26 protein-coding genes and 2 pseudogenes are annotated in these 26,929 nt (G+C 64.0%); 11 read left to right on the top strand and 17 right to left on the bottom strand.

Annotation, left to right across the window (positions count from 1 at the left end):
• Positions 1 to 63 precede the first annotated feature (63 nt).
• From phnE to AB0O97_RS12510, 5 genes are all read left to right on the top strand, one after another.
• Positions 64 to 840: a phosphonate ABC transporter, permease protein PhnE gene (gene phnE, locus AB0O97_RS12530; RefSeq protein WP_363883132.1), complete on the top strand. Its 777-nt coding sequence runs from the start codon at positions 64 to 66 to the stop codon at positions 838 to 840.
• The gene (locus tag AB0O97_RS12525; RefSeq protein ID WP_363883023.1) at positions 837 to 1,847 is read left to right on the top strand and encodes a metallophosphoesterase; all 1,011 of its coding nucleotides are present in this window, start codon (positions 837 to 839) and stop codon (positions 1,845 to 1,847) included. The genes phnE and AB0O97_RS12525 overlap by 4 nt, the downstream gene beginning before the upstream one ends.
• A gap of 3 nt (positions 1,848 to 1,850) precedes the next feature.
• Complete coding sequence (locus AB0O97_RS12520) at positions 1,851 to 2,705, top strand: MurR/RpiR family transcriptional regulator (protein WP_363883020.1); 855 nt, start codon at positions 1,851 to 1,853, stop codon at positions 2,703 to 2,705.
• A 64-nt stretch (positions 2,706 to 2,769) separates the two neighbouring features.
• Positions 2,770 to 3,603 (top strand): fumarylacetoacetate hydrolase family protein, encoded by an 834-nt coding sequence (locus AB0O97_RS12515; protein WP_363883018.1) that lies wholly within the window; start codon positions 2,770 to 2,772, stop codon positions 3,601 to 3,603.
• Between the two features lie 95 nt (positions 3,604 to 3,698).
• Positions 3,699 to 4,214 carry a GtrA family protein gene (locus AB0O97_RS12510; protein ID WP_363883016.1) on the top strand — a complete coding sequence of 172 codons (516 nt, stop codon included), beginning with the start codon at positions 3,699 to 3,701 and terminating at the stop codon, positions 4,212 to 4,214.
• 42 nt (positions 4,215 to 4,256) lie between these two features.
• Here the strand turns inward: AB0O97_RS12510 and AB0O97_RS12505 are convergent.
• Positions 4,257 to 4,376, bottom strand: a pseudogene (locus AB0O97_RS12505) (DUF1540 domain-containing protein); the annotation flags it as partial.
• A gap of 106 nt (positions 4,377 to 4,482) precedes the next feature.
• On the opposite strand from AB0O97_RS12505, the pseudogene AB0O97_RS12500 reads away from it, so the two are divergent.
• Positions 4,483 to 4,827 (top strand): annotated as a pseudogene (locus tag AB0O97_RS12500) (winged helix-turn-helix domain-containing protein); the annotation flags it as partial.
• Between the two features lie 119 nt (positions 4,828 to 4,946).
• On the opposite strand, the gene AB0O97_RS12495 reads toward AB0O97_RS12500, so the two are convergent.
• From AB0O97_RS12495 to AB0O97_RS12475, 5 genes are all read right to left on the bottom strand, one after another.
• Complete coding sequence (locus tag AB0O97_RS12495) at positions 4,947 to 6,185, bottom strand: cysteine desulfurase family protein (RefSeq protein WP_363883013.1); 1,239 nt, start codon at positions 6,183 to 6,185, stop codon at positions 4,947 to 4,949.
• Positions 6,182 to 7,081 carry a carboxylating nicotinate-nucleotide diphosphorylase gene (gene nadC, locus AB0O97_RS12490; RefSeq protein ID WP_363883129.1) on the bottom strand — a complete coding sequence of 300 codons (900 nt, stop codon included), beginning with the start codon at positions 7,079 to 7,081 and terminating at the stop codon, positions 6,182 to 6,184. Before nadC ends, AB0O97_RS12495 begins: the two co-directional genes overlap by 4 nt.
• 71 nt (positions 7,082 to 7,152) lie before the next feature.
• The gene (gene nadB, locus AB0O97_RS12485; protein WP_363883011.1) at positions 7,153 to 8,916 is read right to left on the bottom strand and encodes an L-aspartate oxidase; all 1,764 of its coding nucleotides are present in this window, start codon (positions 8,914 to 8,916) and stop codon (positions 7,153 to 7,155) included.
• Entirely contained in the window at positions 8,913 to 10,295 is a 1,383-nt protein-coding gene (nadA, locus tag AB0O97_RS12480; protein WP_363883008.1) for a quinolinate synthase NadA, read from the bottom strand. Before nadA ends, nadB begins: the two co-directional genes overlap by 4 nt.
• 80 nt (positions 10,296 to 10,375) lie before the next feature.
• Positions 10,376 to 11,128: an NUDIX domain-containing protein gene (locus AB0O97_RS12475; RefSeq protein ID WP_363838791.1), complete on the bottom strand. Its 753-nt coding sequence runs from the start codon at positions 11,126 to 11,128 to the stop codon at positions 10,376 to 10,378.
• 328 nt (positions 11,129 to 11,456) lie between these two features.
• On the opposite strand from AB0O97_RS12475, the gene AB0O97_RS12470 reads away from it, so the two are divergent.
• Positions 11,457 to 12,854 (top strand): amino acid permease, encoded by a 1,398-nt coding sequence (locus AB0O97_RS12470; RefSeq protein WP_363883005.1) that lies wholly within the window; start codon positions 11,457 to 11,459, stop codon positions 12,852 to 12,854.
• A 99-nt stretch (positions 12,855 to 12,953) separates the two neighbouring features.
• On the top strand, positions 12,954 to 13,772 hold the full coding sequence (locus AB0O97_RS12465; protein ID WP_363838786.1) for an alpha/beta fold hydrolase: 819 nt from the start codon (positions 12,954 to 12,956) through the stop codon (positions 13,770 to 13,772).
• Positions 13,773 to 13,805: 33 nt separating this feature from the next.
• Here the strand turns inward: AB0O97_RS12465 and AB0O97_RS12460 are convergent, their stop codons facing one another.
• The 3 genes from AB0O97_RS12460 to AB0O97_RS12450 all read right to left on the bottom strand — a co-directional run bounded on the left by AB0O97_RS12460 (position 13,806) and on the right by AB0O97_RS12450 (position 19,477).
• A complete protein-coding gene (locus tag AB0O97_RS12460; protein ID WP_363883002.1) occupies positions 13,806 to 15,116 on the bottom strand; it encodes an MFS transporter in 1,311 nt (436 codons plus the stop codon).
• Between the two features lie 75 nt (positions 15,117 to 15,191).
• Complete coding sequence (locus AB0O97_RS12455; RefSeq protein WP_363883000.1) at positions 15,192 to 18,314, bottom strand: SMC family ATPase; 3,123 nt, start codon at positions 18,312 to 18,314, stop codon at positions 15,192 to 15,194.
• Entirely contained in the window at positions 18,311 to 19,477 is a 1,167-nt protein-coding gene (locus AB0O97_RS12450) for an exonuclease SbcCD subunit D C-terminal domain-containing protein (RefSeq protein ID WP_363882997.1), read from the bottom strand. The genes AB0O97_RS12455 and AB0O97_RS12450 overlap by 4 nt, the downstream gene beginning before the upstream one ends.
• On the opposite strand from AB0O97_RS12450, the gene AB0O97_RS12445 reads away from it, so the two are divergent.
• On the top strand, positions 19,476 to 19,829 hold the full coding sequence (locus tag AB0O97_RS12445; RefSeq protein WP_363882994.1) for a hypothetical protein: 354 nt from the start codon (positions 19,476 to 19,478) through the stop codon (positions 19,827 to 19,829). The genes AB0O97_RS12450 and AB0O97_RS12445 overlap by 2 nt on opposite strands.
• Before the next feature lie 40 nt (positions 19,830 to 19,869).
• Here AB0O97_RS12445 and AB0O97_RS12440 read toward each other — a convergent pair whose 3' ends face one another.
• Positions 19,870 to 20,610, bottom strand: a complete 741-nt coding sequence (locus AB0O97_RS12440) for an SDR family oxidoreductase (RefSeq protein ID WP_363882991.1) — start codon at positions 20,608 to 20,610, stop codon at positions 19,870 to 19,872.
• A gap of 101 nt (positions 20,611 to 20,711) precedes the next feature.
• On the opposite strand from AB0O97_RS12440, the gene AB0O97_RS12435 reads away from it, so the two are divergent.
• Positions 20,712 to 21,185: a MarR family transcriptional regulator gene (locus AB0O97_RS12435; RefSeq protein ID WP_363882989.1), complete on the top strand. Its 474-nt coding sequence runs from the start codon at positions 20,712 to 20,714 to the stop codon at positions 21,183 to 21,185.
• Between the two features lie 193 nt (positions 21,186 to 21,378).
• Here the strand turns inward: AB0O97_RS12435 and AB0O97_RS12430 are convergent, their stop codons facing one another.
• From AB0O97_RS12430 to AB0O97_RS12415, 4 genes are all read right to left on the bottom strand, one after another.
• A complete protein-coding gene (locus AB0O97_RS12430) occupies positions 21,379 to 21,741 on the bottom strand; it encodes an SdpI family protein (RefSeq protein ID WP_363882986.1) in 363 nt (120 codons plus the stop codon).
• Between the two features lie 56 nt (positions 21,742 to 21,797).
• Positions 21,798 to 22,724, bottom strand: coding sequence for an aquaporin (locus AB0O97_RS12425; protein WP_363838772.1), 927 nt, complete (start codon positions 22,722 to 22,724; stop codon positions 21,798 to 21,800).
• A gap of 130 nt (positions 22,725 to 22,854) precedes the next feature.
• Positions 22,855 to 23,247 carry a DUF202 domain-containing protein gene (locus AB0O97_RS12420; protein ID WP_363838769.1) on the bottom strand — a complete coding sequence of 131 codons (393 nt, stop codon included), beginning with the start codon at positions 23,245 to 23,247 and terminating at the stop codon, positions 22,855 to 22,857.
• Position 23,248: 1 nt separating this feature from the next.
• Positions 23,249 to 23,605 (bottom strand): DUF202 domain-containing protein, encoded by a 357-nt coding sequence (locus tag AB0O97_RS12415; protein ID WP_363838766.1) that lies wholly within the window; start codon positions 23,603 to 23,605, stop codon positions 23,249 to 23,251.
• Between the two features lie 203 nt (positions 23,606 to 23,808).
• Here AB0O97_RS12415 and AB0O97_RS12410 point away from each other — a divergent pair, with 203 nt between their 5' ends.
• The gene (locus AB0O97_RS12410; RefSeq protein ID WP_363882984.1) at positions 23,809 to 24,918 is read left to right on the top strand and encodes an ADP-ribosylglycohydrolase family protein; all 1,110 of its coding nucleotides are present in this window, start codon (positions 23,809 to 23,811) and stop codon (positions 24,916 to 24,918) included.
• 15 nt (positions 24,919 to 24,933) lie between these two features.
• Here the strand turns inward: AB0O97_RS12410 and AB0O97_RS12405 are convergent, their stop codons facing one another.
• The 3 genes from AB0O97_RS12405 to AB0O97_RS12395 all read right to left on the bottom strand — a co-directional run.
• Positions 24,934 to 25,506, bottom strand: a complete 573-nt coding sequence (locus tag AB0O97_RS12405) for a DUF4395 domain-containing protein (protein WP_363882981.1) — start codon at positions 25,504 to 25,506, stop codon at positions 24,934 to 24,936.
• Between the two features lie 141 nt (positions 25,507 to 25,647).
• Positions 25,648 to 26,055: an MmcQ/YjbR family DNA-binding protein gene (locus AB0O97_RS12400; RefSeq protein ID WP_363838756.1), complete on the bottom strand. Its 408-nt coding sequence runs from the start codon at positions 26,053 to 26,055 to the stop codon at positions 25,648 to 25,650.
• A gap of 34 nt (positions 26,056 to 26,089) precedes the next feature.
• Positions 26,090 to 26,929, bottom strand: an 840-nt coding sequence (locus tag AB0O97_RS12395) for an exonuclease domain-containing protein (protein WP_363882979.1), incomplete at its 5' end; no start/stop codon positions are given.

The raw sequence follows: 26,929 nt of genomic DNA, 5'->3' as shown, positions 1-26,929 counted from the left end.
ACCCAGCAGCAACCCCAGCCCAAACCCCAAAGCACAGCACGGCCCGTCAAACCAACCTCTAGACTGCGCACCACGCTGTGGCTGCTGGTTAGCATGGTCGTGGTTGCCGCGTTTTGGTCGGTGGATATCAAGTGGTCGGCCTTGGCCGACTTCCCCACCCAGCTGATCAAATATGTGGGCCTGATGTTGTTCCCGCCGGACTGGAGCAAGTTTGGCGAGGCCTTCATGGCCACCATTCTGTCCGTCCAAATGGCGTGGATCGGCACCGTTTTAGGCATCATTATTTCCTTCCCGCTGAGCTTCTTGGCGTCCAGGGGCCTGGCTCCGCGCGCCGTCAACGCGCCCCTGCGTTTCATCTTCGCCGTGATCCGCGCCGTGCCTGAAGTGGTCATCGCCATTTTGATTCTCTCGGTCACCGGGCTGACACCATTCACCGGCGCCCTAGCCCTGGCTGTCGGATCTATCGGCACCTTGGGCAAATGGGGTTACGAGGCTTTCGAAGGCGTGGACCCGGGCCCCAAGGAAGCCGTCCGCTCCACCGGCGGCGGCACCTTATCCCTGATCCGTTGGGGCGTGTGGCCCTCCGCCGCCCCGGAAGTCCTCTCCTTCTGGCTCTACCGCTTTGAAATCAACGTGCGCGCCTCGGCCATTTTGGGACTCATCGGCGCCGGCGGTATCGGCAAGATGCTCCAAGACAACGTGCAGTTCCGCAATTGGGACGCCGTGGGCATGCTGCTCATCGTGGTAGTAGTCGTCACCATGGTGATCGACCAAATCTCCGGCGCCGTCCGCAACAAACTCATCCACGGCACGTGGCGCGCCCCTAAGCTGGCGTCATGACCACCCTGCGCATCCTCCATCTCAGCGACACCCACCTCATGGACGCAGGCGTGCTCCACCAGGGCACTGTGGATACCGTAGCCGCTTACAGTTTTACCCTTGAGTCCTTTGCGAACGCCGGTCCCCTGGACTTGGTAGTGCTTTCCGGAGACGTGTCCGACGACGGGTCCCCGGCTTCCTACCGCACCTTGCGTTCGCTGACCGGAGACTTTGCAGCCCGGCACGGTGCCGTGGCCATCTATGCCATGGGAAACCACGATCAGCGCGCCGGCTTCCGTGAAGTTCTCGGTAATGGACACCCCGACTCCGGCAGCGGCTCAAGCAACAGCGGCTCAAGCAACAGTGGCGCCTTGTCCGGCGTCGAACTTGCCGCACAAGCACCCATCGTGGGCATCAGCCATGTGGCCGGGTACCGGATCATTACCGTAGATAGTTCGGTACCTGGCCGCACCCACGGCTATGTTGACGATGAGCAGTTGGCATGGCTGCGCACGGAGATGGCCACAAGCTATGGGCACGGCACCGTGGTGGTCATCCACCATCCTCCCGTGGAGCCGGTGACCGCCCTGCATCATGGGATCGAGCTGATGAATGCTGGCCAGCTGGCCGAGGCGCTGGCCGGGACAGACACGGTTGCCATTCTCAGTGGTCACTACCATCACCACCTCAGCGATGTGCTGGCGGCAGGGTCTTCACGTATTCCGGTGGTGGTGACGTCGGGGATCGTCAATTCCAATGACGTCATGGCCGCCCCGGGCCACGAGCGGGCGGTTGCCGGCAGCGGCGGTACCATTATAACCATTAGCGCGTTCCCCGGAACAGCAGCTGAACGCCAGAGTCAAGTAGCCCCTGCGGGTTCGCTGGCCCGAGTGCGAACGTTGCCGCTACGTTTCGTGTTGCCTGTGAGCATTAGACCGGAGGTAGTTTTTGATCTGGATGGCTCAGAAGTTGAGCGTATTTCGCAGCTGATTTCCGCTACTCGCGCCGAGCGCTCACAGAAAGGCTAGCTAGTGATTGAGCATGCTCCCGGTCAGGTTGTGGCCCATATCCGTTCTGCCCGTCCTTCGCTATTGCCAGCCGAGCAGGCCGTGGCTGCCGTGTTCTTGGCGCACACCCAGAAAATCGTGGAGCTCTCCTCCCAACAGGTAGCCGATTTGGCTGGAGCGTCCCGGGCCACCGTGGTCCGTACCTGCCAGAGTTTGGGCTTTTCTGGGTACCAACAACTGCGTGTGCTGTTGGCCCGCGACGCCGGGTATGCCAGTACCGATCAGCGGCCCAAGGTAGTTGGTGCGCCGGGCATGGTGGCTGACACGTTTGTCCAGGTGGGCCAGGCCGTGGCCACCATGGCTGCGCTGCTTGACCCCGACGCCGTGACTGGCTCCGTGAAAGCTATGGCTCAAGCCGGACGAATGCTGGTGGTGGGCAATGGACTTTCCGCCCCGCTGGCTGCCGACATGGCTTCGCGTTTGAGTGCCATTGGCCGGCCCGCGGAATCCTCATTGGATGTGATTGGTCAGCAGATCTCGGCGCGGCTCCTTGCGCCGTCGGACCTCTTGCTCATCATCAGCGGAAGCGGCGCCAATAGCTCCAGCCTGCGGGTAGCCCAGGCAGCCAAGGACGCCGGGGCTACCCTGGTGGCCATCACTGCTTTTGCGCGCTCGCCCTTGGCCGCCATGGCGGACTTCTCGCTCGTGGTGGGCATGGGGGATCTAAGTTTTCGTGAAGAAGTGACGGTGACCAGCAGAATCCCGCAGACGATTCTGATGGAGGGTCTCATCGCAGCCCTATCGGAAGAGTTGGGCGAGAAAGCTAAGGCGGCCAAAGCCTTGGCGTTGGAAGTCATCAGCGGAAACCTGGATGAATGAGTCCGAACAGGGCTGAACAGCACGTCAAAGTCAACACTCCCCCAGCAAGAGGTAGGATGTCCTCATGACTACTGCGCCGTACCGCCTTGCCCGTGTCCGTCCATTCGATGCCGTGGAGGCTCCCCTGGCCGAGCAGTTCTTTGTCCGCAACGACGCCGCCGAATTCGACAGCCCCGAAGGCCGCATCTGGCACGTTGTGGAAACACCGTTCCCCGCCTCCCCCGCCAACCAAAACAGCGTCTTCCGCGACGGCTGGACCCTAGGCGCCACTGTCTCCGAAGACCAGTTCACCTTCCTGGCCCCGTGCGCCCCCGTCAATGTCTTCGGGATGGCCCACAACACCGGCGCACCCGGCCGAGCCCTGCCCCCGCAGGCTTTTCACAAGGCCGCCAGCTCCGTGGTGGGCCCGGGCGATGCCATCGAGCTGGGCCCCGGCGCTGGCTACGTTGACCCCGAGGCTGAGCTGACGATCGTGGTGGGCCGCCTCGCCAAGAACCTGACACTCGAGACCGCCCGCCGCGCCATTCTTGGCTTCACCATTGGCAACGACGTCTCCGACCGAGACGCCCAAAAGTCGGACGAGCTCTGGCTCAGCGCCAAGAGCCCGGACACCTTCACCCCGCTCGGGCCGTGGATTGTTGTGGGACTGAAGGACGACGGCGTGGCCATCAGCATTGTTCACAACGGCACCGAGCTGACCCCCGCCACCAGCAACGACCTGGGCTGGGGCGTGGATGAGATCCTGGTCTACCTGAGCAGCTTCCTGACGCTGCAGCCCGGCGATGTCATCATGACCGGCTTCCCCGCCGAATGCCGCCAAATCACCCCCGGCGACGAGGTTATCGCCCGCATCGCCGGCATTGGCGAGCTGCGTAACCCCGTGGTGGCCGGGCTGTAGTCTCGGTGATTCCGCCGATCCGAAAACAACTCACAGGCAACACACTCGGTGCTAGCTGGGTGTTCCCACATGCAGCTGGCAAGATTTAGTTAACCATGGCAACAACAGCACCTCCGGATCCACACCCCGTCGAGCCCCTCACCACGGGCCGCGGGGTTTTCGGTGCGCTCAAAAACTGGTGGCACACCAACCCGGTGCTGGCCGGACAGTTGCGCGGATTCGCCGTGGTTGCCGTGATCTGCACCGTCATCTCCATGACTATTTTTGCCAACCTGCGCCCCTACACCGGCACCCAGTGGGCCAACGTCATCTCCCTTGTGCTGTGTTCAATCCTCAACACCGAGCTGAACCGGCGCATCAGCTTCGGCGTCAATGGCCGCCACCTGTGGTGGCGGGACCAGCGTCGCGGGCTGTGGGTCATGTTGCTGGCGCTTGCCATGACCGGCGGCAGTCTGTGGGTGCTCCACCAGGTTTCCCCGAACGCTTCAATTTGGGTAGAGCTGGTGGTGATTGTGCTCGGCAACGTGGCCTCGGCCGTGACCCGCTTCCTGCTGCTGCGCTACTGGATTTTCCGCCGGGTCCGCCACGGCAGCGCCGCCAGCGCGAAGTAGCCTCCCGGCCCCTGTTCGCAACCCGGGCTTTGCCCCTGTAAGTCAGCCCCGGTGTTCGTAGGTCAGGCAGTCGGCGTTGTCTGCGCCCGGACCCACCCTGACCGAATCGGCGGAACACATCAGGTGATCGTGGTGGGCGCATTCGCCCGCCGCCCGTGGACATGTTTGGATGAGAGAACTCTCAACCGGGCCTCATCCACCCCTCACCTTCATACGAAATGATTGAACCGTGCACATCCGGCGGGCCCAAGTGGACGCCGTGTCCAAGGACCTCAGCGCCCGCGAATTTGCCCTGGCCGAGGCCCTGTTCCGGCACTGGAACCAAGTGCTCTCCCGCGAACAGCTACTCTCCCAGGTGTGCGGCTTCGACTTTGACCCGGGATCCAACGTTGTGGACGTCTACATCCGCTACCTGCGCAAGAAGTTCGGCCCCGAACGGATCGAGACTGTCCGGGGCATGGGCATCCGCCACCTGAGCATGAGCAAGTACTGTGTGGGCATCGCCCTGCTGCATCCGCACCTGCCGGCCAACCGTTGGAACCGGGTGCTGCGCAACCACTTCGACTGGGACAGGGCGCCCTCCGTGGCTGGCGGCGTAGAGCTGGCGGCTTAGCATCGCGCCCCGCTGACCAGCCTCGGGAAATGCGCCCGTTCCCCACAAATGCGCCCGGTATACGGGGCGCATTTGTGGGGAGCGGGCGCATTTTTTATGTGCCTGCCCTGCACGCCCGTTTAGCCCAGGCGCAGCATCCGCGCGACGGCGGCCGCCAGTTCGGTGGCCGCCGTTTCCAATGCCTCGGCCGTGACGTCCGGGCCAAAGCTGAACCGCAGCGCAGTCTGCGCCACGGTGCGCTCGATGCCCATGGCGCTCAGTACGGCCGACGGCTCATCGGAACCCGCCGCACACGCCGAGCCGGAGGAGCACACGATGTTCCGTCTCTCCAGCTCCAGCAGCACCGATTCACCGCTGGTGCCCGGGAAGCAAAATGAGGCCACATTCGGCAGCCGGCGCGTGCGGTGCCCGGTCAGCTGCGCGGCGGGGATGTCCGCCAGGATGCGCCGGATGAAGTTTTCCCGCAATTCCGTGACCCGTTCCACGGCGGAGGGCCGCACCGCTTCGGCCGTCACCAACGCCGTGGCCAGGGCCACGGCAAACGCCACATTCTCGGTGCCCGAGCGGTTGCCGCGCTCCTGCCCGCCGCCGTGGATCAACGGTTCATAGAGGGAACCACCCTTGACATAGAGCAGGCCCACGCCCTTGGGCGCGCCGATCTTGTGCCCGGAAAGGCTCAGCGCCGTGACGCCCAGCGCCCGGACATCCAGGGGCAGCCAGCCGGCAGCCTGGACGGCATCGCTGTGCAGCGGCACGCCCGCGCCTGCTGCCGCGGCGGACAGCGCAGTCAGGTCCTGAACCGTGCCCACCTCGTTGTTGGCGTACATGATGGAAGCCACCGCAACATCACTGCCAGCCACGTTACCGCCCGCAACGTCACCACCAGCAACATCACCGTCAGCCCCGTCGCTGGACGCAGTGCCGGAGCCCGAGGGGCCTGCCAGCATCGCGGCAAACACGTCAGGATCGACCAGCCCGTCGCCGTCCACCGGAACCAGTTCCACCTCAAAGCCGTGGACGCGACGCAGATAGTCGGCAGATTCCGCCACTGCCGGGTGTTCCACAGCGCTGATGAGCACCCGGTTCAGCCGAGGATCCCCGGCGCGGCGGGCCAGGGCAAGGCCCTTGACGGCCAGGTTGTCGGCCTCGGTGCCCCCGGAGGTGAAGGTGAGCTCGTCCGCATGGGCGCCCAACGCCGTCGCACATTGTTCCCGGGCCCGAGTCAGGGCAGCTGCGGCAATTTCTCCCAGCTCGTGATGGCTGGAAGGGTTGCCGAACTGGTTGGTCAAAAAGGGGAACATGGCCTCGATGACCTCCCGGCGGACTGGTGTGGTGGCGGCGGCGTCGAGAAAAATCACGGCAGATCCACTGAGCCTTGCTGCACAGGTCCGGCCAGGTCCACCGCGATGTCCAGGCCCAGATCCAGAGCCCGGACACTGTGGGTCAAGGCGCCAACGGAAATGATGTCCACTCCGGTGCGCGCGATCCCGGCGATGGTGGACAGATTCACGTTGCCGCTCGCCTCCACCAGCGCCCGGCCGTTGACCAGCGCCACGCCTTGGACGAGTTCGTCGTTGCTGAAATTGTCCAGCATGATGGTGTCCACGCCGGCCGCCAGCACGGGTTCAATCTGCGCGATCGAGTCCACCTCAACCTCAAAGTGCACGGCGTGCGGGAGCTGGGCACGCACGCCGGCGAGCGCCGCGGTCAGCTTGCCAAGATCCCCGCCGGTCAGCACAGCCAGGTGATTGTCCTTGGCCAGCACGGCGTCAGAGAGCGAGAATCGGTGATTGTGCCCGCCCCCGCAGCGCACGGCATAGCGTTCGAGGATACGCAGGCCGGGGGTGGTCTTGCGCGTATCGGTGACCCGAGCCTTGGTGCCAGCGATCAGGGCCGCATATTCGGCGGTCTGGGTGGCGATGGCACTCATCCGCTGCGTCAGGTTCAGCGCGATCCGTTCCCCCGTCAGCACGGCCCGGGCCAGCCCGGTGACGGACATGAGTCGGTCCCCCGCCTCAAAGCGGGCACCGTCGGCCACCAACTGCTCAACCCGGGCGTCCGGATCCTGCATGGTCATAGCGGCACGGAAAACGTCCCCACCGGAGAAGATGCCGCGCTCCCGAGCCACGAGCCAGGCGGTGGCTTGCGCATCAGCTGGCAGCAGCGTCGCGGAGGTGATGTCCCCGTACGGCGCATCCTCAGCAAAGGCCCGCCGCAGAATCTCGGCCACCGCGGTGTGTGGCAGCTGTGGCAGGGCTGGGATGGCGGTTTCGTTCACGGCAGTTTCGTTGAGGACAGTTTCTTTCAAGACAGGCACGACGGCGTTCATACTGTTTCGCTTTCACGCTGGGGTTCGATGGTGGTCAAGCGGGCGTCGGGGTTCACCCAATGGTTGGAGTCCCGGGTAGCTGAGCCCAGAGGAACATCTGGTCCCTGCGGGAAATCCGCGCGGTAATGCGCACCGACAGAGTTCTCCCGGGCCAAGGATGCACGCACCAGGAGTGCTGCCACGAGTTGCAAGTTCTGGTCCTCAAGCTCTTGGCGCAGGGAGCGCGTTTCGGACCCAGAGTGCCCAACACTGTGCAGTGCAGCTTCCTTGTGCAGTGCAGTTTCTACCAGCTGCAACCCCTTGGTGTCGCGCACCACCGCGGCGTGCTGCCCCATCACGTGCCGCAGCGTTTCCCGGCCCAACCCAGCAGGGTGGTTCCGGATCCTCTCAAGGGCTGTGGCGGCGTCGTGCGTGGCGGCGTTGAACTTCATGGACCAGGCATGCTGGTCCGTGGAAGCTTGTTGGTCCGGCGAGGTGAAGGCAGCGACGGCGCGGCGGCTGAAGACGAGGCCTTCGAGCAATGAGTTGGAGGCGAGGCGGTTAGCGCCGTGGACACCGGTGCAGGCCACTTCCCCGGCGGCGTAAAGACCCGGGACGGTGGTTCGTCCGTACAGATCAGTGGTCACTCCGCCCATCCAGTAGTGAGCTGCGGGAGCCACGGGCAACCAGTCGCGGCGCCAGTCGAAGCCGAGCTTGGCTGTTGCTGCGTCGATCGTGGGGAAACGTCGGGCCAGATATCCGGCGCCGTTGGCTTCCTCGATTCCGCTGGCATCAAGGAAGACATGGGCAGGGCCTTCCGGCTCACCTGCGATCCGAGCGTTCTCCGCAAGGGTTCCAAGATGAGCGGCAATGCTGCGGGAGACCACATCACGCGGGGCAAGATCGCCTTCCGGGTGGTAGCGGGCCATGAACGCCTCACCCTTAGAGTCACGCAGCACGGCCCCGGCCCCGCGCACGGCCTCGGAAATGAGGAAGTTCTGCCCCACCGCGAGCGCCGTTGGGTGGAACTGGAAGTATTCAAGATCGGCCAGCACTGCGCCCGCGCGCCAGGCGAGAGCTACGCCGTCGCCCGTGGCAACGTGCGGGTTGGTGGTGAATTCAAAAAGCTGCCCGGCACCCCCGGTAGCCAGCAGCACCGCGTCGGCGGCCAAGGTCTGGCGTTCGTCTGCTGAGTCTAGGTAGGCGATGCCGGCGATTGGCGCACGGGGAAAGGTACCGCCGTCGTCCGCTTCAGAGTTAGCCGCTTCAGGGTTAGCGGCCAGAAGCTCCGTGGCGAAGCTATTCTCCAGGAGCGTGATCAGGCCCAGCGCCGCCTGCTCGCGGATCGCGGCGATCAATCCATTGGCGATGGCGGCTCCCGTGGCATCCCCACCGGCATGCAGGATCCGAGCGGCCGAATGAGCACCCTCCAATCCCAAGGAACGGCGCCCGCTAGCGTCACGGTCAAAGCGCACACCGAAACGCTCGAGAGCTGCGATATCGGCGGCTGCCTCGGTGCACAGGATGCGCACGGCCTCTGGATCGCACTGACCTGCGCCGGCCTTGAGGGTGTCGGCGATGTGCGCCTCCACGGAATCGCCCGGGGCAGCTTCCCCCTCGGCGAGCACGGCGCAGATTCCACCTTGGGCGTGATGGGTGTTGCTTTGGGCCAAGGTGCCCTTGGTCAACAGTGTCACCCGCGACCCTGCCTCGGCGGCCAGCAACGCACCGTAGAGTCCGGCAATTCCGCTACCCACAACTACCAGATGCGAGTTAGTCATGCGCGTACGGATTTCTTGGGCTGCACCGTCTTGGGCTGGGGTTTGGCGGCGAGCATCCGTTCCAGCGCAATGCGGGCATTGACGGCGGTGGTCTCCGGAACCGTGATCTGGTTGCGGACCTCGCCGGCCACGAGCCCTTCGAGGACCCAGGCCAGGTAGCCGGGGTGGATGCGGTACATGGTGGAGCACGGGCAGATGACCGGATCAAGGCAGAAGATGGTGTGCTGCGGGTACTGCGCCGCGAGCCGGTTGACCATGTTGATCTCGGTGCCGATGGCGAAGGTGGTTCCGTCAGGTGCGGCCTGGATGGCCTTGAGAATGTAGTCGGTAGAACCAGCTTCATCGGCCGCGTCCACCACCTCCATGGGGCATTCCGGGTGGACGATCACACGAACGCCCGGGAAGTCCACGCGGGCCTGCTCGATCTGCCCCACCGTGAAGCGCTTGTGCACTGAGCAGAAACCTTGCCACAGCACCACCTTGGCGTTGTCCATGACCTCGGCGCTGTTCCCACCCAGCGGCAGGCGCGGATTCCACAATGGCATTTCCACCAGCGGCACACCCATGGCCTTGGCCGTGTTGCGCCCCAGGTGCTGATCCGGGAAGAACAGTACCCGCTGGCCGCGCTCGAAGGCCCACTCCAGCACGGTCGACGCATTCGAGGACGTGCAGACAATGCCACCGCGCTCTCCACAGAACGCCTTCAGCGCGGCTGAGGAGTTCATGTAGGTCACCGGGATCACGGGTACACGGCCATCGGCGTCGGGCTCGGTGCCGTAGAGCTCTTCCAGTTCCGCCCAGCAGGCCTCAACCGAGGGCAGATCAGCCATATCGGCCATGGAGCAGCCGGCGGCCAGGTTCGGCAGGATCACGCTCTGCTGCGGACCGGAGAGCATGTCAGCGGTCTCGGCCATGAAGTGCACGCCGCAGAAGACGATGGCTTCGGCTTCCGTACGTGTTTTGGCTGCGTTGGCGAGCTGGAAGGAGTCGCCCACGAAGTCGGCAAATTGCACCACCTCGTCGCGCTGATAAAAATGCCCAAGCACGACGACGCGTTCCCCAAGTTCCGCTTTGGCGGCAAGAATCCGGGACTCAAGTTCGGCATCGGAGGCGTCCTTGTACTCCTGCGGCAGCTGACCCTGCACCGGGGTGGCAGCTGGAGCTTTGTCCTCGTTGGAGGCTCCGGGGCCGTAGCCGGGAGTGCCGGCGAGCGCCTCGGCCAGATCGAATTCCCAGGGGCCCTCGGCCAGATCGTCATCGCAGCTTTCCTGCGCGCGGCCCGGCATTCCTGGCTGCGGAGCTGGATTTTGAGCGTTGCGTTGGGTCGCTTCGGCTTGTTCGCGGGTAATGAGCTGGATGGTGGTGTTCACGGATGTCATGGCTTGCTCCAAGAGTGTGAGGCAAAAAAAGAATGGGGGTTTTTGGTGGGCTGGGGCGGTTACAGGTGAGGGGAGGTTTGCTAGCCGGGCGATGAGAGACGAGACGGAGGATGTCCTGAAGGGCCGGCGTCGTTAGTGCCACTATCCATTCCGGTGTACCGGTAGAGGCGCGGCGGTCGGTGCTTGCCGCCCTGTTGAAATTCATCGGTGGGTTCGATGAGAGCAGTCTGCTTGAGCTGACGGCGGAAGTTGGCGGGGTCCATGGTGCGGTTCAGGACGGCTTCGTAGACCTCGCGGACCTGGGCCAGGGTGAATTTTTCGCCGAGCAGGTGGTAGGCGATGGAACCGTATTCCATCTTGTTCCGCAGCCGCCACAGGGCGTAATCAACGATCTCGTTGTGGTCGAAGGCCAGCTCCTGCAGTCCGTCGGCGCGGAACCAACCCACGTTTTCGGACTCCTGAGCTAGCTCGGCCTCGGTGGGCTGCACCAGCGCCCAGTACACGATGGAGACCACGCGCTGGCTGGGGGAACGGTGCAGACCCCCGAAGGCGTAGAGCTGTTCAAGGTAGCTCGGCGCCAATCCCGTGGTGTCCTGCAGGTCGCGAGCGGCGGCATCCTGGAGGGAATCAGCCTGAGTCAGGGGCCCTCCCGGAAGCGCCCACAGGCCCTTGAACGGTTCTCGAATACGACGAACCAGTGGAAGCCACAAGGTGGGCCGGCCACTCTTTTCACTGGGACGCAGGGCAAAAATAACCGTGGATATTGCTAGAGCAGGCGGCTGAGCCAAGCGTTCACTGACGTTTGCAGCTGCCACAAATGGGGTCCGCTCCATGCCCTGCACCCCACTTTCTATTGATCAACATTAGTTAGAGTCATTATGACTAAAACTGATTCTACGACGCTTTGCCACCTTGAAACAAATTTCCGCAGCGCAGCGACGACGCAGCGCAGAGACGATCTAGGCGGATTGCACTGCACAATACAGATTCCTTCCAGACCTACCACTACTTCCCCACTACTTCCGACTTTGGCCAGCTGCTCACATGGTGGATAATGCTTGACGGGATCACACTTTCCCCCGCACTCTTTCGAACGCGCAGCGCGCATTTCCAACGCACGGCACACAGCCGCCGGTTCCACTAACGAAGGCCAACCCTTTCATGACCCAACAATCCGCCCCCACCGAGGCCACAGTGGCCAAGTCCGGCCTGGGCACCTCGCTCAAGCAGCGCCAGCTCACCATGATGGGCTTGGGCTCGGCCATTGGTGCTGGACTGTTCCTGGGCTCGGGCGAAGGGATCATGCTGGCCGGCCCGGCCGTGCTGGTTTCCTACCTGGTTGCCGGCACGCTGATCATCCTTGTCATGTGGGCGCTGGGCGAAATGGCCGCCGCCAATCCGAACTCGGGCGCCTTCTCCGTATACGCCGAAAAGGCCATGGGCAAAGTTGCCGGGGCCACCGTTGGCTGGCTCTGGTGGCTGCAATTGGTGGTAGTGATTGCGGCAGAGGCCTTAGGTGCTGCACAACTGCTCGTCACCGTGTGGCCGGTGATTCCTGCATGGGCCCTGACACTGATCTTTATGGTGGTCTTCACCGCAATCAACCTGAGCAGTGTAAAAAATTACGGAGAATTTGAATTCTGGTTCTCCCTGCTAAAGGTCGCAGCCATCGTGCTATTCCTGGCGTTTGGCGCGGCCCTGCTGCTCGGCTTCATTCCCGGCGCAAGCTCTCCTGGACTGGGCAATCTGGTCAACAACGGCGGCTTCGCCCCCACCGGCATGGCAGGCATCGCCTCAGCCCTGTTCATTGTGGCCTTCGCCTTTGGCGGCACCGAAATCGTCGCCGTTGCCGCCGCCGAAACCACCAATCCCTCCCGCAGCGTTGCTGTCGCCGTCCGCACAGTGGTTTGGCGAATCCTCGTGTTCTACGTAGGCTCCATTTTCATCATCGCCACCGTTCTGCCGTGGACAAGCGAGGCCCTGAATTCACCGTTCGCCGGTGTCCTGAACTACGCCGGACTGCCTTGGGCTGGCACCGCCATCACACTGGTTGCAGTAGCCGCACTGCTCTCAGCACTGAATGCGAACCTTTACGGCGCCTCGCGCATGATCTACTCGCTGGCCGATCGCGGCGAGGCACCTCGCGTGTTCAGCGGTACCAACAAACACTCCGTACCGGTCGCCGCCGTGGTGATCTCCGTAGCATTCGGCTTCGTCACCGTCGTGTGGGAATTCTTCTACCCCGACACCGTCCTGCGCATCCTGCTCAACCTGGTGGGCTCCACGTGCCTCGTGGTCTGGGGTTCAGCACTGCTGTCACAGTTCATCCTGCGCCGCCGAGCCGACAAGGACGGCACGCCCCTTCCGCTGCGCATGCGCGGATTCCCCGTCCTGACCCTGGCCGGGCTGGTGTTGCTGCTGGCCATCTTCGTAGTGGGCTTCAGCGATGCTGTCAGCCGTAACCAGCTGCTCAGCACCTTCGGTTTGGTGGCCGTGATTGCCCTCCTGAGCTGGCTCGCTCCCCTCTACCGGAAGCAGCGGGACGCAGCGCGCCAGTAACACTGCCGCTGCAGGCCAGTTTGGCACGGCAGTGCACCTTTGTTTTCGCTATGGTTGACGTACGACGGCGGCACAGCCCGCCGCGGGAAAGGTTCCCCCATGTCTTCCCTAGGTAAGCACACTGCTACGGTGTCCCCGCACAGCATTGAAGGCTCCCAAGCCGGGCTCAACGTGGTGGTTTTCGACGCCGAAAACCTTGTTCCATTGCCCCCCGTCTTCTTGATTCACGGCTTTGCCTCCTCCGTGGCACTGAATTGGGTCAAGACCGGCTGGATCAAGGCACTGACTGGGGCTGGGCGAAAAGTCATCAGCGTTGATTTACCCGGCCACGGCCAAAGTTCAGCACCCTACGATCTTGACTCCTACACACCCGGGAAGATCCGTGCCGACCTCCTGCAGATTCTCATTGATACGGGCATCCGCCCGCTCAAGGAGGGCGACCCCAGCAGTGGTGTGGACCTGATCGGCTATTCACTCGGGGCCCGTCTGGCCTGGGAATTTGGCGCAACCCAGCCCGAGCTGGTGCGAAAAATGGTGCTGGGCGGACCCAACCCGGAAGATCCGCTGGCAGATTTTGATCTGAATGCCGCCCAAGACTTCCTCAACGATGGAACCCCCATTGCTGACCCCTCCACGGCATGGCTGCTAAACATGGCCCAGGTCATCCCCTCCAACGACATCTTCGCCCTGCTGGCACTGATTCAGGCCGTGAAAATGGAGCCCTTCGACCCAACGGATGCTGTTCCTCGGATGCCGCTGCTGCTCGTTGCTGGCAGCTTGGATGAACGAGCCCGCACCATGAATCAGCTCGCAGAGCTCAGCGGCAACGCACAGCAAATGGTCATCGAAGGCCGCACCCACAACAACACGGTGACCTCACGTGAGTTCAAGGATGCAGCACTCAGCTTCCTGGCGTAGCCACCGCCAGCAATGTGGCAGCCCGCAGGCCGGTTACGACTTGCGGGGGCGCAGCACCACTACTGAGACCATGCCCAGCACAAACAGGGCTGTCGCGGCGGCAATGGGGACCACGAACGCTGCCGAGTAGCCGATGCTCTGTGCGAGCGAGCCGGACACTGCCGAGCCGAGCGCGGTTCCTGCCACAATGCCGCTGGACAGCGCGGTCATGACGGTGCCCATCCACTGCTGGGGGGCCACCACGCTGCCCACGCTGAAAATCGAAACCATCACGGGGCCCACCGGCAGGCCCATCAACAGCAACACCCACGCCATCTGTCCCAATGATGTCGGAACCAAGAACATGACCGTCGCTGCGGCCATCAGCCCCGCAATCGCCACCCAGCGCCACGGGTAGCTGAATTTCTTGGGCCAGTAGGCCACGGACAATGCAGTGAATGCGGAGCTCAACCCCATGATTGCGTACATCAGCCCGGCCTGGTCCACTGAACCGTGAACACCGGTGAAGGCAGTCAGCGCCGTTTGGGAAGACCCAAAGAAGGTGCCCATGGCCAGCATGCCGGCCACGGGGACGGCAACTAGGAACCAATTGGGCTTCTCCTTGGCCACATAGCCGGCGTTGCCCACCATGCTGCTGGCCGCGACCCTGGGGCCCACCACCTCAACGGTGCGGTGCACCGCAAATAGGCTCACCAGGACGGCCGTCATGACGGCGGCAATGGCCAGCGGCAGCCACGGTGCCACGAGCGAGGCCAGCAGCCCCACCAGCGCGGGGCCCAGGACAAACGTCACCTCGTCGGCTGTGCCTTCGAGGGAGAGTGCCGTGTCCACGGCCGGGCCCTGCTCCTTGGCGGGCAGGCGCTTGCTCAATGCCATCCACCGCACCCGGGACAAAGGCCCCACCTGCGGGGAGGTGGCCCCCACCAAAAGGGCGGCGACCATCACGGCCAGGGTACCGCCGTCGCCCATTCCGGCGCCATTGGTGGACAGGACCGTGTAGCTGAGCAACACCACGGCCGCAAGCAGCAACGCATTGACCACGGCCAGCACCAGCAGCACCCGCTTCTGGCCCAGACGGTCTGCGAGGAAGCCGATGACCGGCGCCCCGATTGCGGCGCCCACGCCCACAGCGCCCGCGGCGAAGCCGCCGACGGCGTAGGACGTGCTGACGGCGGTGACCATGGTGAGTACACCGATTGTCTGCATCGCCAGCGGCACCCGGGCAAAGAGGCCCAAGGGGATGTAGCCGGCACCGGCGAGCCGGGGCAGCACTGAATAGCGCCCACCCTTGACGGCGGGGGCTGTGGGGGTATTTGTGGAGGGTGTGATGACTACTGCTTTCACATGTGTCGCGGGCCGTTGCCTGTGCCGGTCCCAATCACCGGTTTCGTCAAGCAACGACCCGGCAAGTCTACCTGCTCACGGCGAGGCGGCCCCCGCCATTCTCAGCTCCACGGTTGATCCGTTGCGGCCCTTGTGTACGTGCAGGTGCAGGGGTATGCGCTGTTTCATCTCAGCAACGTGGCTGACCAGGCCAACCATCCGGCCGCCGTCGCGCAATCCCTCCAGCGCATCCATGACCTGTTCCAGCGACTGCTCATCGAGACTGCCAAAGCCTTCGTCGACAAACAAGGTTTCAATGTTCAATCCACCGGATTCGTGCTGCACCACATCAGAGAGTCCCAAGGCCAGCGACAGTGAGGCCATAAACGATTCCCCGCCCGAGAGCGTGGCCGTGTCGCGGCTGATCCCCGTCCACTCATCGACCACTTCAAGGCCCAGCCCTGCCTTCTGGTTCCCCTTCTTCGCATCGCTGTGGCGCAGGGTATAGCGGGCATCGCTCATCGTGGCCAGGCGCAGCGAGGCGGCCAACGCCACCTGCTCCAGCCGCGCGGCGAGAACGTAGCTGCTCAGTGTCATCTTGTACCGGTTGTCTCCACCGCCGCGCACGGCATCGGCGAGTCCCGCCAGCAACTGGGCCCGCTCCCGCAACGGCGCAACCTCGTCCTCCAACGTGATGAACTGCACCTCGGTGCCCTGCAGCTGCGTGGCGGCGCGGCGTGCCATGCCCCAGTCCAGCGATGCGGCTTCAGCCTCGGCCTGTGCCGCAGCTGCGTCGTGAACCAACTGTTCAACCATGGCACCATCGGGGGCGGTGATGCCCTCCGCCGCTTCCGCCGCGGCCTGCACCACCTCGGGGGCTTCCAACCGGTCCGCATTGACGGCAGTTGCCTTGGCATGGTCCTTGAGCTGCCGGTCCACGGCTGCAGCATCGGCCGGGGATAGCAACGCCGCGCGCACCTCCTCCGCATTGGCGAAGGCCGATTCCGCCAGCGCCTGCTCCATAGCGTCTGCGGCTTCCTTGGCCGCCTCCGCTGCGGTCGCCTTCCGCCGCAGGGCAAGAAGCAGCGCGGCGCCTGGCTCCTGCGCCTGAAGGAGTGCCTCGCGCCGCTGTTTCAGTGAGCCGTAGCCGTTGCGGGCCTGGGTCAGGTGTTCGGTGAGTACGGCAATTTCCTGTGCCAGGGCGGTCCTGCCCGCCGTCAGTGATGCGGCTTGTTCCGCTGCTGCGGCACCATCCGTCCGGGCCTGTTCCATGCGCGTATTCAGCGTTGCTGCTTCCGTGTCCAGCGCAGCCAGCTCGGCCACGGACTCCGTGGCAATCTTGAGTTCTTGTTTTTTGAGCTCGACGGCGTCCCGCGCCTTCTCGAGATCCCCGGCACCTCCGCGTTCGGCCAGCACGGCGAGGGTGTTCCGCGCCTCCGAGAGGCTGGTGCGGGCCTCGTTCACTGCCGCATCAGCTGAGTCGGAAGCCTTCTTGGCGGACTTTTCCGCCTTCACCAGGTCCGCACCGGTGCCGGCCAGTGGCGACGGATCCGGGTGGATGGTGCTGCCGCAGACCATGCAGGGCTGCCCATCTTCCAGCGTTTCCGCCAGTTGTCCGGCCGCCTGGCTGAGGCGTTGATCCATGGCTGCCAACCATTTTTCCTTGGCCGTCACTGCGTACTCGCGGGCGCTGGTCTCGGCCAGGGACAGCCGCTCCACCACGCCGCTGTGCAAAAGGTATTCCTCAATGGTTGCGACAAGCGCGGCGGCGTCTTTGGCTGACTGGGCGCTTTGGTCAACATTGTGTCCGCCGTCCCGCAACTCGTCTTGGCGTGCCAGCACCTCACCCAGCCTGACTTTGGCCGCTTCCACGGCGGTTGTCTGTTGCTCCTGCTGCTCGCGGGCCAGCGCCAGGGCCTTCTCATTCCGGGCCAGCTGCGCGGTCTTTTCCCGGTGGCGTTCCTCGTCAGGAACTGCCGCTTCAACCGTGGTCAGCTGCTTGGTCAGTTCGCGGTCGAGAGTTTCAAGGTCCGCTGTGGTGGCCGTTGCTGCGTCTTGTCCGAGCAGTTCCGAGGCCACTGGATTCGCATCGACGCCAACTGCAGCAGCGTCGGCTGTGGAACGGGCATGGGTGTTCTCGGCGGCAGTCTTGGCTGCCGCACCCACCACGCCGGACAGCACTTGGGCCTGGTGGTGCCGGTCCTGCCGTTCCCGCCACCGGGACTCCTCTTGTGCGAGTCCCAGCAACCTTGCTCGTTCGGCGACGGCTGCGGCCAGCGCCTGGTGCCGGCGGCTCCGTTCCTTTGCCGCACTGACGGTTTCCGCCAACGCCACTGCGCGCAACCGGGTCACTTCGGCGTGGGATTCCGTGCGTGCCACCGCTTGTGCGAGTCGCTGCTTCAGGGCAGCAAAGAGCTCGCGCCCCTGCAGTTCGCTGAGGGACAGCTCTGCGTCGCCGGGCTCCGCTTGGTCCGCCTGGTCCGCCTGGTCCACTTGATCTAGGGTCACTGTTTCACTGGCCAAATGTTCGGCTTCGCGAGCCAACACGGGCGAACTGTTGCTGCGGGCCACCTGTTCTGTGGTTTCCAGTGCGCCCAGTCCCGCGGTGACAGCGGCGTTGGCTTCCCTGGCGTCCACAGCCAGACGGGCTTCCACACCCTGGTAAATATCGGTCCCGAATAGCTTTTGCAGCAACGCTTGCCGTTCAGTGGCAGTGGCGCGCAGGAACGCGGCAAAGTCGCCCTGTGCCAGCAGGACCACCTTGGTGAACTGCGCCATGGACATGCCCAGCAACTGGTGGATCTCGCTGGCTGCCTCGTCATTGCGGGTCGACTTCACTTCCCAGCCGTCAGCAGTTTTCTCCCGCAGCTGGGTGCTGGCCTGCTCGCGCGTTGTCCCTGTCCCGCGCTTGACCGGACGCATCCACTCGGGTCTGCGCACCACTTCAAGGCACCGGCCGCCCGCAGTGAATTCGCACAGCACCTCCGGGGCCACGCCTTCTGCTGCGTGGTGACTGCGCAGCGCGCTGGTGCTGCCGGAGCGAGATCCGGGCACTTGCCCGTACAGGGCGTAGGCAATGGCATCGAGGATGCTGGTTTTCCCGGCACCGGTGGAGCCGTTGAGCAGGAAAAGCCCCTGCGCACCCAACTGGTCAAAGTCAATGATCTCCCGGCCCGCAAACGGACCAAAAGCCTGGATTTCCAAACGGTGGATTCTCATTGCGCTGCCTCCCCTTCCCGCACGGAAGCCAAGGCTGCGCGCAGGAGTTGCTGTTCGTCGTCGTTCGCGGCGCGGTGGCGCACATGGTCAAGGAATCCGCAGCACAGCTCCAGTTCATCCGTGGCCTGGGCAATACGGGATCCGTAGCTCTGTTTGTCGGCCTCACGGGCAACCTCGGGCGCAAACATGAGCACCAGGGTGTGCGGGAATCGTGTGCGCAGCCGCTCCATGGCCAGTTCCGGTCGGTCATTGTCCGTGAGGGTGATTTGGCAGAAGTGGTCCTCGGCGCCGGCCCATTTTTCTTCGACCAGCAAGTCCTCAAGCTTTCCTGTCAAGATGCTCAAAGCCCGTTCCGGGGCCCATTCAACCTTGGTGACTGCGCCCAGCCCCGCTTCAGTGATCTCCAGCAGCCAGGCCCCCTTGTTGTGGGCCGCCTCGGAAAAGGAATATGGCAGCGGCGAGCCCGAATAACGCACCGTGTTGCTGAGCCGCTGCGGGCCGTGCAGGTGCCCCAGCGCCGTGTAGCTGAAGGGGTCAAACAGGTCCAGCGGGACCGCGCCCACTCCCCCGATGGACAGCTCCCGCTCGCTGGCCGAGGTGATGCCGCCACTGGCGAAAGTATGGGCAAGGACCACCGATGGGGTGCCAGGCGTGCGGGTGGCGAGGTCGGCAGCAATGAGCTTCAGCGCGGCTTCCGTGACGCTGAAATGCGTGCCGTTTTCCACACCCAGTTCCTCTGCAACCAGCCGGGGTTCCAGGTAGGGGATGCCGTAAATCGCCACCACGGGCCCATCGCTACTTTCGTTCAGTGGCAACAGGATGGGCGTGTCCAGATCAGCGATGCGGGTGCGCAGGTGGACGCCGGCGCTCTCGAGCAGCCGGCCGCCAAAGCCGAGTCGGGTGGCCGAATCGTGGTTGCCGCTGGTGACAATCACTTGCACCCCTGCCGCATTGAGCCGGGCCAGGATGTCGTCAAAGAGGTTCACGACGTCGACACTGGGCAGGGCGCGGTCGTAGACATCACCGGCGACCAGGACGACGTCGACCTTTTCCGCCGTGACTGTCTCCAGGAGCTGGTCGGCAAAGCGCCGTTGTGCCGCCAGGGTTCCAACGCCGTGGAACGACCTGCCCAAATGCCAATCTGAGGTGTGCAGAAGCTTCATGCTTCCAAGGTATCGGAGGGCACCGACATTCAAAGACCACGAACTGCCGGTCGCGGGGTCTGAGCGGTACGCATTGATTACGCCGTTGCTGCCCCAGTCATTGGCGAAGGGCGTTGGCGTGAGCAACCTGCGCGGGGAGGCCCAACTCGATCATCGCGGACTCCTGCTCATCGGCGGTGATCCGCCGATGGATGATGGTGCGGCCCAGGATCTCGGTGAGCTGGGAGGCGACGAGAACGCCGACGTGGCGGCGATACCTGGAGCGAGCGCCGAGAAATTCTGTAGGTACGCGTTCGCCCGCAGCAGCGTGTACGGAACCCCGGACACAGACAGGGCTTGCTCGATGCGGTAATGGTCGCGGCGGCGACCGACTCGGGCAGTAGTGACGAGGATCATCTCCTATCCTCCGTCGCGAGTCCTGCGAGGACCTTCTGGACCTCGTCCGGCCCGTGGAGGCCGATCGAGGCGCTCGGAGTGGTGCCGGCTGAGATCGCGACGGCCACCCTACCGACGTCGACTGCATCCACTGCGCCTTGTGCGCTCCGGGTGGTGACCGGCCCAAGGACCAGCGAGAACACCCGACGGGACTCCCCGCTCTCGGCAGCAGCGACGCGCTGCATCATCAGCAGCGCTGCCTGCTCCATGCTCACCAGACCGCTGCCGGGAACCGGCCACGTCGCAGAATCACCGACAACGACCACGTATGCGCCCTTGGCCTTCAGGTGCGGAAGCGCCGCACGCAGCACCGACATGTGCGTGGTCGCGAGCCCGGTGAACGCAGCGTTCCAGTCATCCTCGGTGATCTCCGCAAGAGTGCGTCCTTGCCACCAACCACCGATCGGCGCGACGACGGAGTCGAGTCCGCCGCGGGATTGCACGACCTCCCGAACGAGATCTTCGGCGCCGGCAAAGGTGCTGTAATCGTGCACGATCAGATGCAGGTGCTCATCCGCGACCGCTCCCAGAACGGCTCGAAATTCGGCCGACCGCTCTTTGGACCGGGTCGGGACGATCACCTCCGCGCCAGCAGCGAGGAACGCGCGCACGACCCCCTCCCCCACCGCACCGGTTCCGCCGGGCACCAGGACTCGGTGTCCGGTCAGATCGGACGTGGTCCATTGAGTTGCTGTCATCAGGTCTCCAAAGCTTGAATACTATTCGTTGCAATCACCAACGTTGGTAGTTGCATCCGTACGGCAAACTCGTTGGTCAATGCAACGGTTACGATGAACATATGACGGATATTGACGAGACAAGGCCGCCGGCCCGGCTGCGGGCGCCCGCCCGGCTGCGAGCACTGGTGAGCTGGCAGATAAATAAGTTAGACATCGTAGGCGCGAGACTGACCGGGTCGCGAATGCCTGCCGCGGGACGCTACGACTTCGCGGTCTTGGCCGCCCTGGAGGAATACGGTGCCCTCAGTCAGGCCGACCTCGGCCGCCGGCTCGGACTGGATCGCAACAGCATCAACGGCATCGCCACCCGCCTCGACGACAGGGGCCGCATTGTCCGGGCGACGGATCCCTCAGACCGTCGCCGGAACACCGTCGCGATCACACCGGCCGGGCAGCAGTATCTCGATGAGCTGCAAACCGCCACCGACGCCACCCAGGCAGAACTGACAGCGAACCTGTCCGCTTCGGAGAGGGAGCAACTGCGCACGCTCCTGGCCAAGGTCCTCGAAGCGCACCCCACGCCGCCCGGCTAAAGAAACACTCAGCGGAAGCCGGGTGCGTCAGCCAGCGCCCGCAGCCGCGTCAATCACGTCCGGGCCGATCGCGTGATCAGAGGGCTCGATGAGAATAATCGTGCAACTCAAGCGATCCCCTATGGTGCGCACAAGGTTCGTGCCGTACGGATGAGTACGGATGAGTACGGATCACCATCGAGTCCAGCCCGGATCAGCGGCGGGTTTTCTCCACTGTCAGGGCTTCGACGGCGGCGATGTTGGCCAGTTTGGCCCCGTAGACCACTGCCACGAACAGCAGCGCGCAGGCCAACAACGCCATGATCATCTGTGTGCCGGGCGCGTCCAGGAACAACAGCCCGGCCAAGGAAATGGCGGCCGCGGCAATTCCGCTGACCCACATGGGCTGGACAGCCGCGGCATGCCCCGCCTGCCAGGTTTCCTCGCTGACCATGGTCTTGGCGGTGCGGATTCCCACCAGCGGATTCTTCCTGATTTTTCCGGCGGCACACGCATGGTTGAGCGCGGGAACGCCCAGTGAGCAGGCGGCAAGAAAGAGCAGAGAGAAGATCAGCATGCTTCAACCTTAGCCGTACACAAAACGCTCCCCCACTGCGAGAGCGTTGGGTCAAGCTATTTCTTGGGGGCGTCGAAGAAGGCTTGGGCGTCGTCGACGGGCTTCGTCAACGTTACAGCCGGTGCCGGGGCGGCAACTGCTGCCTCAACATCACTGGCGGAAGCGTCCGTCACCGCAGCCGCGGAAGAAACAACGGCGGCGGAGTTGGCGGAGGGGGCACCGGCGTCGTCCATCAGGGGCGCGGCGGCCACCTGAGCGGGGGCGAAGGACCGGTAGATGGCGGCGGCCAGGGCGGCACCAAACAGCGGGGCGGCCCAGAACAGCCAGAGCTGGCCGGCAACCCAGGAATCGGCCAGGAACACCACGGACGTGGCGCGGGCCGGGTTCAGCGAGCCATTGCTCACGGGCATGGTGATGGCGACCGCGACGGCAAAGGCCAAGCCAATCGCAACCGGGCCCAGGGTGGTCTTGTTGCGGGCGGAGCTGGCACCCAGGAGGAGCCCGGTCAGCACGGCTACGGCAACGATCTCCACGATGAGGACGCCAACCATGGGCACCTGCGAGGGAGAGTGAGAGTCAAAGCCGTTGGCCAAGGCACCGAAGAGTTCAGGCGTGGCAGGGGTGGCACCGGCGGGCATGACGTTCATCAAGGCGAGCCACACGGCCGAGGCCAGGACAGCGGCGACGGTCTGCGCCACAATGTACAGTCCGGCTGCGGTGAATTTCAGCCGGCCGGCCACAGCCATGCCAAGGGTGAACGCCGGGTTGAAGTAGCCGTTGGTGACGTGCCCAAAGGAAATGATGGCAGCCACCATGGCCAAGCCGTACGCGAACCCCACCGTGGAGCCGGAACCGCCTGAGCTGAAAAGTGCCGTGCCGAGGCCGGCAAACACGATGAAAAAGCTGCCCAGCCCCTCAATGGCCACTCGGGTGCTGAGCGGGTAGGCGTGTACCGGGGCCGTGGCCGTTCCGGATGAAGTCATGGTGTGTAAATCCTTCGACTGGGAAACAAAACTGGCAAACAAAATGGGGCTGCTGCGCTGTGCTGCGGGGGTCCGGGACGTTGGGAAGCGGGGCCCTGGGACGCTGGGGCCGGCTGTCAGGCCAGCGGGCTTACATCCCAAGCGCCAGCGCACACACGGTGGCGGCAGCCAGAGCAACTATAGCGGCCAAAGCTGTGCGTAAGATAAGAGCCGGAACCGCTATGTGAGACTCCGTCTCCAGGGCGCCGACCCCGGCGTGGAGCAGACGGATCCGCATTACGGCGCAGAACACCAAAATGATGGTGGTCACGCAGGCGATGGCTGCGCAGATCCCTAAACCCACTACCTGAGCGGCGTGGCCATCGGCCAACGCACCGGCCCCGCTGCCGGTCAGTGCTTGAAGCCAGCCCCGCCAAATGAGGATGTCGGCCACCACTGCGCTCATGATGGTCCGGCGCCACGACAATGCAGTGCGTTCGGGCTGCAAGCCGGGGTCCCGGACAGGGGCAACGGAGGGAGTCATGCTACGGCTTGACCAGAATCAGCACGGCGAAAATGATGGCGGCGAGCGAGACAACAACTGTCATGCCCAGCATCAGCCACGAGTGCGGCAATTCCTGGTCGTTGCGCATGGCCTGTTCCTGGTGGGCCCAACGGCGGTAGCTGACAATAGCCAACACCGCACCAATCACCGCCAGCACCATGCACAAGATGATACGAATCATAGGCGGCGCAATTTCAGGGGCCAGCTGGTCGATCGCCACGGCACCTGCCAACAGTGCCAGCGCGGTGCGCACCCAGGCTAGAAACGTGCGTTCATTGGCCAATGAAAAGCGGTAGTCGGGTGTTTTTCCGGTCCGTCGCCAGGCGGGCTCGCGCATGGGTCTCCTTATTCTTGGGCGGGGCTGTGGTTCTGGGTGGCGCTGCGTGTGGTGTTCGCTGGGTGGCGACCCTTTGCAGAGCGGCCAAATGCTGGTGGGCGCTAGAACTCGCCGCACCCTAGAGTCTACTGGGCACCAACTCACCCAACGGCGCCCCACTCCCATGGCCCGCGGCTGCCCCGGAACAACGCTAAATTAGAGACATGACAACTCGCTTTCACACCCCTGTCCCCGCCGACTTTGCCAGCCGTATTCAGGGCACCCTCATGGGCGGCGCGCTGGGCGACGCGTTCGGCTACCTGGTGGAGTTTGATTCGCTCACCGAGATCCGGGCAAAGTTCGGCTCGGCCTTGCTGGTGGATTTGTCTCAGGCACCGGGAATTGCGCACTTCTCAGACGACACCCAGATGACCCTGTACACGCTCGACGGCCTCCTGGACGTACTGGAATGGGCCAACAACGGCATCAGCGCCGACATCAACGCCTGCCAGTGGCTCGCCTACCTGCGCTGGCTCAAGACCCAGGGCATCGAGGCCGCCGGTCATGCCCCCGAGCAGGCACCTCGTTGGATCGATTCCCAGAGTGTCCTCCACCATCAGCGCCACCCCGGCAACGCCTGTGTTACGGGTCTGGCCACCGGCGAGATGGGCACCGTTTTCCGCCCGGTCAACCCCGATTCCAAGGGCTGTGGGACCGTCATGCGCTCGGCCCCCTATGGCCTCTTACCCAATGTTGATGCGGAAACCATCTACAAGATCAGCTCCGACGCCGCATCCCTGACTCACGGCCACCCCTCCGCCCGCCAGTCCTCCGGGGCCTTCAGCTGGCTCATCCACCAGCTCGTCGTTGGTGGGCTCCCGTTGCGTGCGGCCGCCGAATCCACCCAGGCCCGCGCCATCTCGGAGCCTTCTGCGGATCCGGAGCTGCTGGCCCGGCTCGAGTCAGCCTTGAGCCTTTCCGGCGCTATGTCCACGACTCGTTCCACGCACGACGGCGGACTCTTGTCCGGCGATTCGCTCACCGATGCACTGGGGCTGGGTTGGGTAGCCGAAGAAGCTTTGGCTGTTGCGCTCTACTCCGTCTTGGCCACTGAGGCGACGGCAGGCTCCCCGGTAGATCATTTCTTGGCCGCCATCCGCCTCGCCACCAACCACAGTGGGGACAGCGACTCCACTGCCTCTATTGCCGGGAACATCCTCGGTGCGTACTACGGAGAAGCTGCGCTGCCGGCGTCGTGGTTGACGCTGTGCGAGGCCCCTGCGTTGATCCGCCGCCTCGGAGCGGACTTTATCAAGCTGACCACCGGGGAATAGAGCTGGCGTTCGTCCTCAACGGCTCCGATAGCTGACGTTGGCGCACTCGTCGCAGATCCCGGCCGGGATGAAGCCGCGGCGCACCAGCACACCAAAAATAATGCATCCTAGGCACAGGCCAATGAATGCTTCCAGCGACGCGGCCACCAGCAAGAGCGCCATGAGCGCCCAACCGAGTAGGGGCGCTCCGGTCAGCAAGAGGATGAACGCGGCGACGGACATGAAAACACCCATGCCTTGAGCGAAACGCTTGGGTGGGCCCGGCACCAACTTCGCGCGGCCGAAGCGCGGAGCCAGAATTTTCACTGACAATTGTGCTGCCGGGGAGATTCGCGGACCAAAGGCTAAGCGCAGGATGAACCCGGCGGCAATGACCCCCACCAACCATTCCCACTGGGACAAGATGGCTACCAAGGTCAACACCACCACGATGCCCGCCGTGCACCGCGCAGCATATTCATTGACCGGATTGGGAAAGGCAAAGACGCGCTTGAGCAGACCGGCCGGCGCCTGCGGCACGGAGTCCTGGACCGTGAATTCGGGTTGGATGAATTCTGTGGCGGCGGGAATGTCAGTGAGTCGGCTCATAGGCTCAGAGTAGAACCGCCCACCGCGCTTCCCCTACGTTTGTTGCGCCGCATGACGAACTGGCGACGCGGAACGCGCAGGCACGCACAGGTGCGTGGGCAGGCACGCACAGGTGCGTGGGCAGGCACGCACAGGCATCAGTCAAAGGTGCCGGTCCGCCGGGGAACCGTCCCGGTCCAGCAGTGCCAAACACCGGGCAGGGGCAATCCGCCGGTAGGAGCTATCGAGCAGTTCGGCAATTTCTTGCCAGTCAAGGCGCCCGATGCGCAGGTCCAGTCCCACCCAGCCGTACGGCCCAATATAGGAGGGGATGTAGAAGCGCTTATCCGCCAAGAGCGCCTCGCGTTCATCAGCCTCGGGCAGAATTTGGACTGAGGCTTCACGTGGCTGGCCCTTCTGTCCTTGGCCAAAGTAGGCAAAGATCTTCCCGCAGCGGAACGTGGGCCGGCCAAAGGTTTCCTTTTCCACGGCTTCCGGGAAAGCCAGACAGAGAGAGCGCAGGCGTATCAGGAGCGGGTCGGCATCGTCATACATGCGCAGGTGGGCCATGGCAGAAAGCCTAGTCCTGCGCAGCCCGGCGAAACTAGCCCACCATCTGCATGAACTCGCCCTCGGAGAGCACCTCGATGCCCTGCCCGCGGCGTTGTAAATCCAGCACCCGCTTGGCCTTGGACGTCAGCCGGCCGCTGCGTAGATCGGCGGAGGTAAAACCACTGCCCACCACCAGAACTGTCGTCTTCAAGGTCACGTTGCTGGCGCATTGAGCTCCATGGACGGCGGCTTTTAGCTTGGCCTCGGGCCGGCCCAGGCTCAGGTCACCGGTGAACACCACGGTTTGGCCAAACAGCGGATGGGCCACATCTGCGTGGATATTCGGCTCCGGGTTAGGGCCTTCGGTGGACCAGCTGGAGCGGCCGCCGCGGGCTGTGCCGTTGGCGATCCCGTCCTTCATTTCTGCGATGCGCTCCAAAGCTGAACGAGTGGCCTTGGAGACCTCGTCGGTGGCTGGGTTGTAGGCACCGGCGTGCGGCATGGACAACCTCATTGACTCAAACACACCGCGGACGGAGTCAACGCTGTGTTTGCCAGCAATGTCCACCATGATCCCGGCACTGGCACGGGCATCCTCCGTGGCGTCGTGGTGGTTGCGCAGCGGAACACCGGCAGCCTCGGCCACAAACGGCAGCGAGTACGACGGTAATGAATAGTTCTTACGCGAGAGCACCACGGTGCAGGCGTAATCGAACGCAGGTGCTCTCATGCCGGAGACCTCGGCGGCCGATCGGATCACGCCAAGATCGAAGGCCGCGTTGTGCGCCACCAGTGCATCGGCGCCAATGAACGCGTTGACCTCGCCAAAGACATCGGCAAAACGCGGGGCGCCGGCGACGTCGTCGGGGGTGATGCCGTGAATGGTGATGTT

The sequence above is a fragment of the Specibacter sp. NPDC078692 genome (genome assembly GCF_040686835.1).
Taxonomy (GTDB): domain Bacteria; phylum Actinomycetota; class Actinomycetes; order Actinomycetales; family Micrococcaceae; genus Specibacter.
The sequence above is the reverse complement of the archived record's forward strand: the minus strand, read 5'-3'. Positions and strand labels throughout refer to the sequence as shown.

What these genes read in the sequence shown, in the direction of transcription:
- AB0O97_RS12525 (WP_363883023.1), top strand. Translation starts at nt 837, where the DNA reads ATGACCACCCTGCGCATCCTCCATCTCAGCGACACCCACCTCATGGAC.
- AB0O97_RS12515 (WP_363883018.1), top strand. Translation starts at nt 2,770, where the DNA reads ATGACTACTGCGCCGTACCGCCTTGCCCGTGTCCGTCCATTCGATGCC.
- AB0O97_RS12510 (WP_363883016.1), top strand. Translation starts at nt 3,699, where the DNA reads ATGGCAACAACAGCACCTCCGGATCCACACCCCGTCGAGCCCCTCACC.
- nadB (WP_363883011.1), bottom strand. Translation starts at nt 8,916, where the DNA reads ATGACTAACTCGCATCTGGTAGTTGTGGGTAGCGGAATTGCCGGACTC.
- nadA (WP_363883008.1), bottom strand. Translation starts at nt 10,295, where the DNA reads ATGACATCCGTGAACACCACCATCCAGCTCATTACCCGCGAACAAGCC.
- AB0O97_RS12475 (WP_363838791.1), bottom strand. Translation starts at nt 11,128, where the DNA reads ATGGAGCGGACCCCATTTGTGGCAGCTGCAAACGTCAGTGAACGCTTG.
- AB0O97_RS12470 (WP_363883005.1), top strand. Translation starts at nt 11,457, where the DNA reads ATGACCCAACAATCCGCCCCCACCGAGGCCACAGTGGCCAAGTCCGGC.
- AB0O97_RS12465 (WP_363838786.1), top strand. Translation starts at nt 12,954, where the DNA reads ATGTCTTCCCTAGGTAAGCACACTGCTACGGTGTCCCCGCACAGCATT.
- AB0O97_RS12455 (WP_363883000.1), bottom strand. Translation starts at nt 18,314, where the DNA reads ATGAGAATCCACCGTTTGGAAATCCAGGCTTTTGGTCCGTTTGCGGGC.
- AB0O97_RS12445 (WP_363882994.1), top strand. Translation starts at nt 19,476, where the DNA reads ATGCTTCCAAGGTATCGGAGGGCACCGACATTCAAAGACCACGAACTG.
- AB0O97_RS12450 (WP_363882997.1), bottom strand. Translation starts at nt 19,477, where the DNA reads ATGAAGCTTCTGCACACCTCAGATTGGCATTTGGGCAGGTCGTTCCAC.
- AB0O97_RS12440 (WP_363882991.1), bottom strand. Translation starts at nt 20,610, where the DNA reads ATGACAGCAACTCAATGGACCACGTCCGATCTGACCGGACACCGAGTC.
- AB0O97_RS12435 (WP_363882989.1), top strand. Translation starts at nt 20,712, where the DNA reads ATGACGGATATTGACGAGACAAGGCCGCCGGCCCGGCTGCGGGCGCCC.
- AB0O97_RS12430 (WP_363882986.1), bottom strand. Translation starts at nt 21,741, where the DNA reads ATGCTGATCTTCTCTCTGCTCTTTCTTGCCGCCTGCTCACTGGGCGTT.
- AB0O97_RS12425 (WP_363838772.1), bottom strand. Translation starts at nt 22,724, where the DNA reads ATGACTTCATCCGGAACGGCCACGGCCCCGGTACACGCCTACCCGCTC.
- AB0O97_RS12420 (WP_363838769.1), bottom strand. Translation starts at nt 23,247, where the DNA reads ATGACTCCCTCCGTTGCCCCTGTCCGGGACCCCGGCTTGCAGCCCGAA.
- AB0O97_RS12415 (WP_363838766.1), bottom strand. Translation starts at nt 23,605, where the DNA reads ATGCGCGAGCCCGCCTGGCGACGGACCGGAAAAACACCCGACTACCGC.
- AB0O97_RS12410 (WP_363882984.1), top strand. Translation starts at nt 23,809, where the DNA reads ATGACAACTCGCTTTCACACCCCTGTCCCCGCCGACTTTGCCAGCCGT.
- AB0O97_RS12405 (WP_363882981.1), bottom strand. Translation starts at nt 25,506, where the DNA reads ATGAGCCGACTCACTGACATTCCCGCCGCCACAGAATTCATCCAACCC.
- AB0O97_RS12400 (WP_363838756.1), bottom strand. Translation starts at nt 26,055, where the DNA reads ATGGCCCACCTGCGCATGTATGACGATGCCGACCCGCTCCTGATACGC.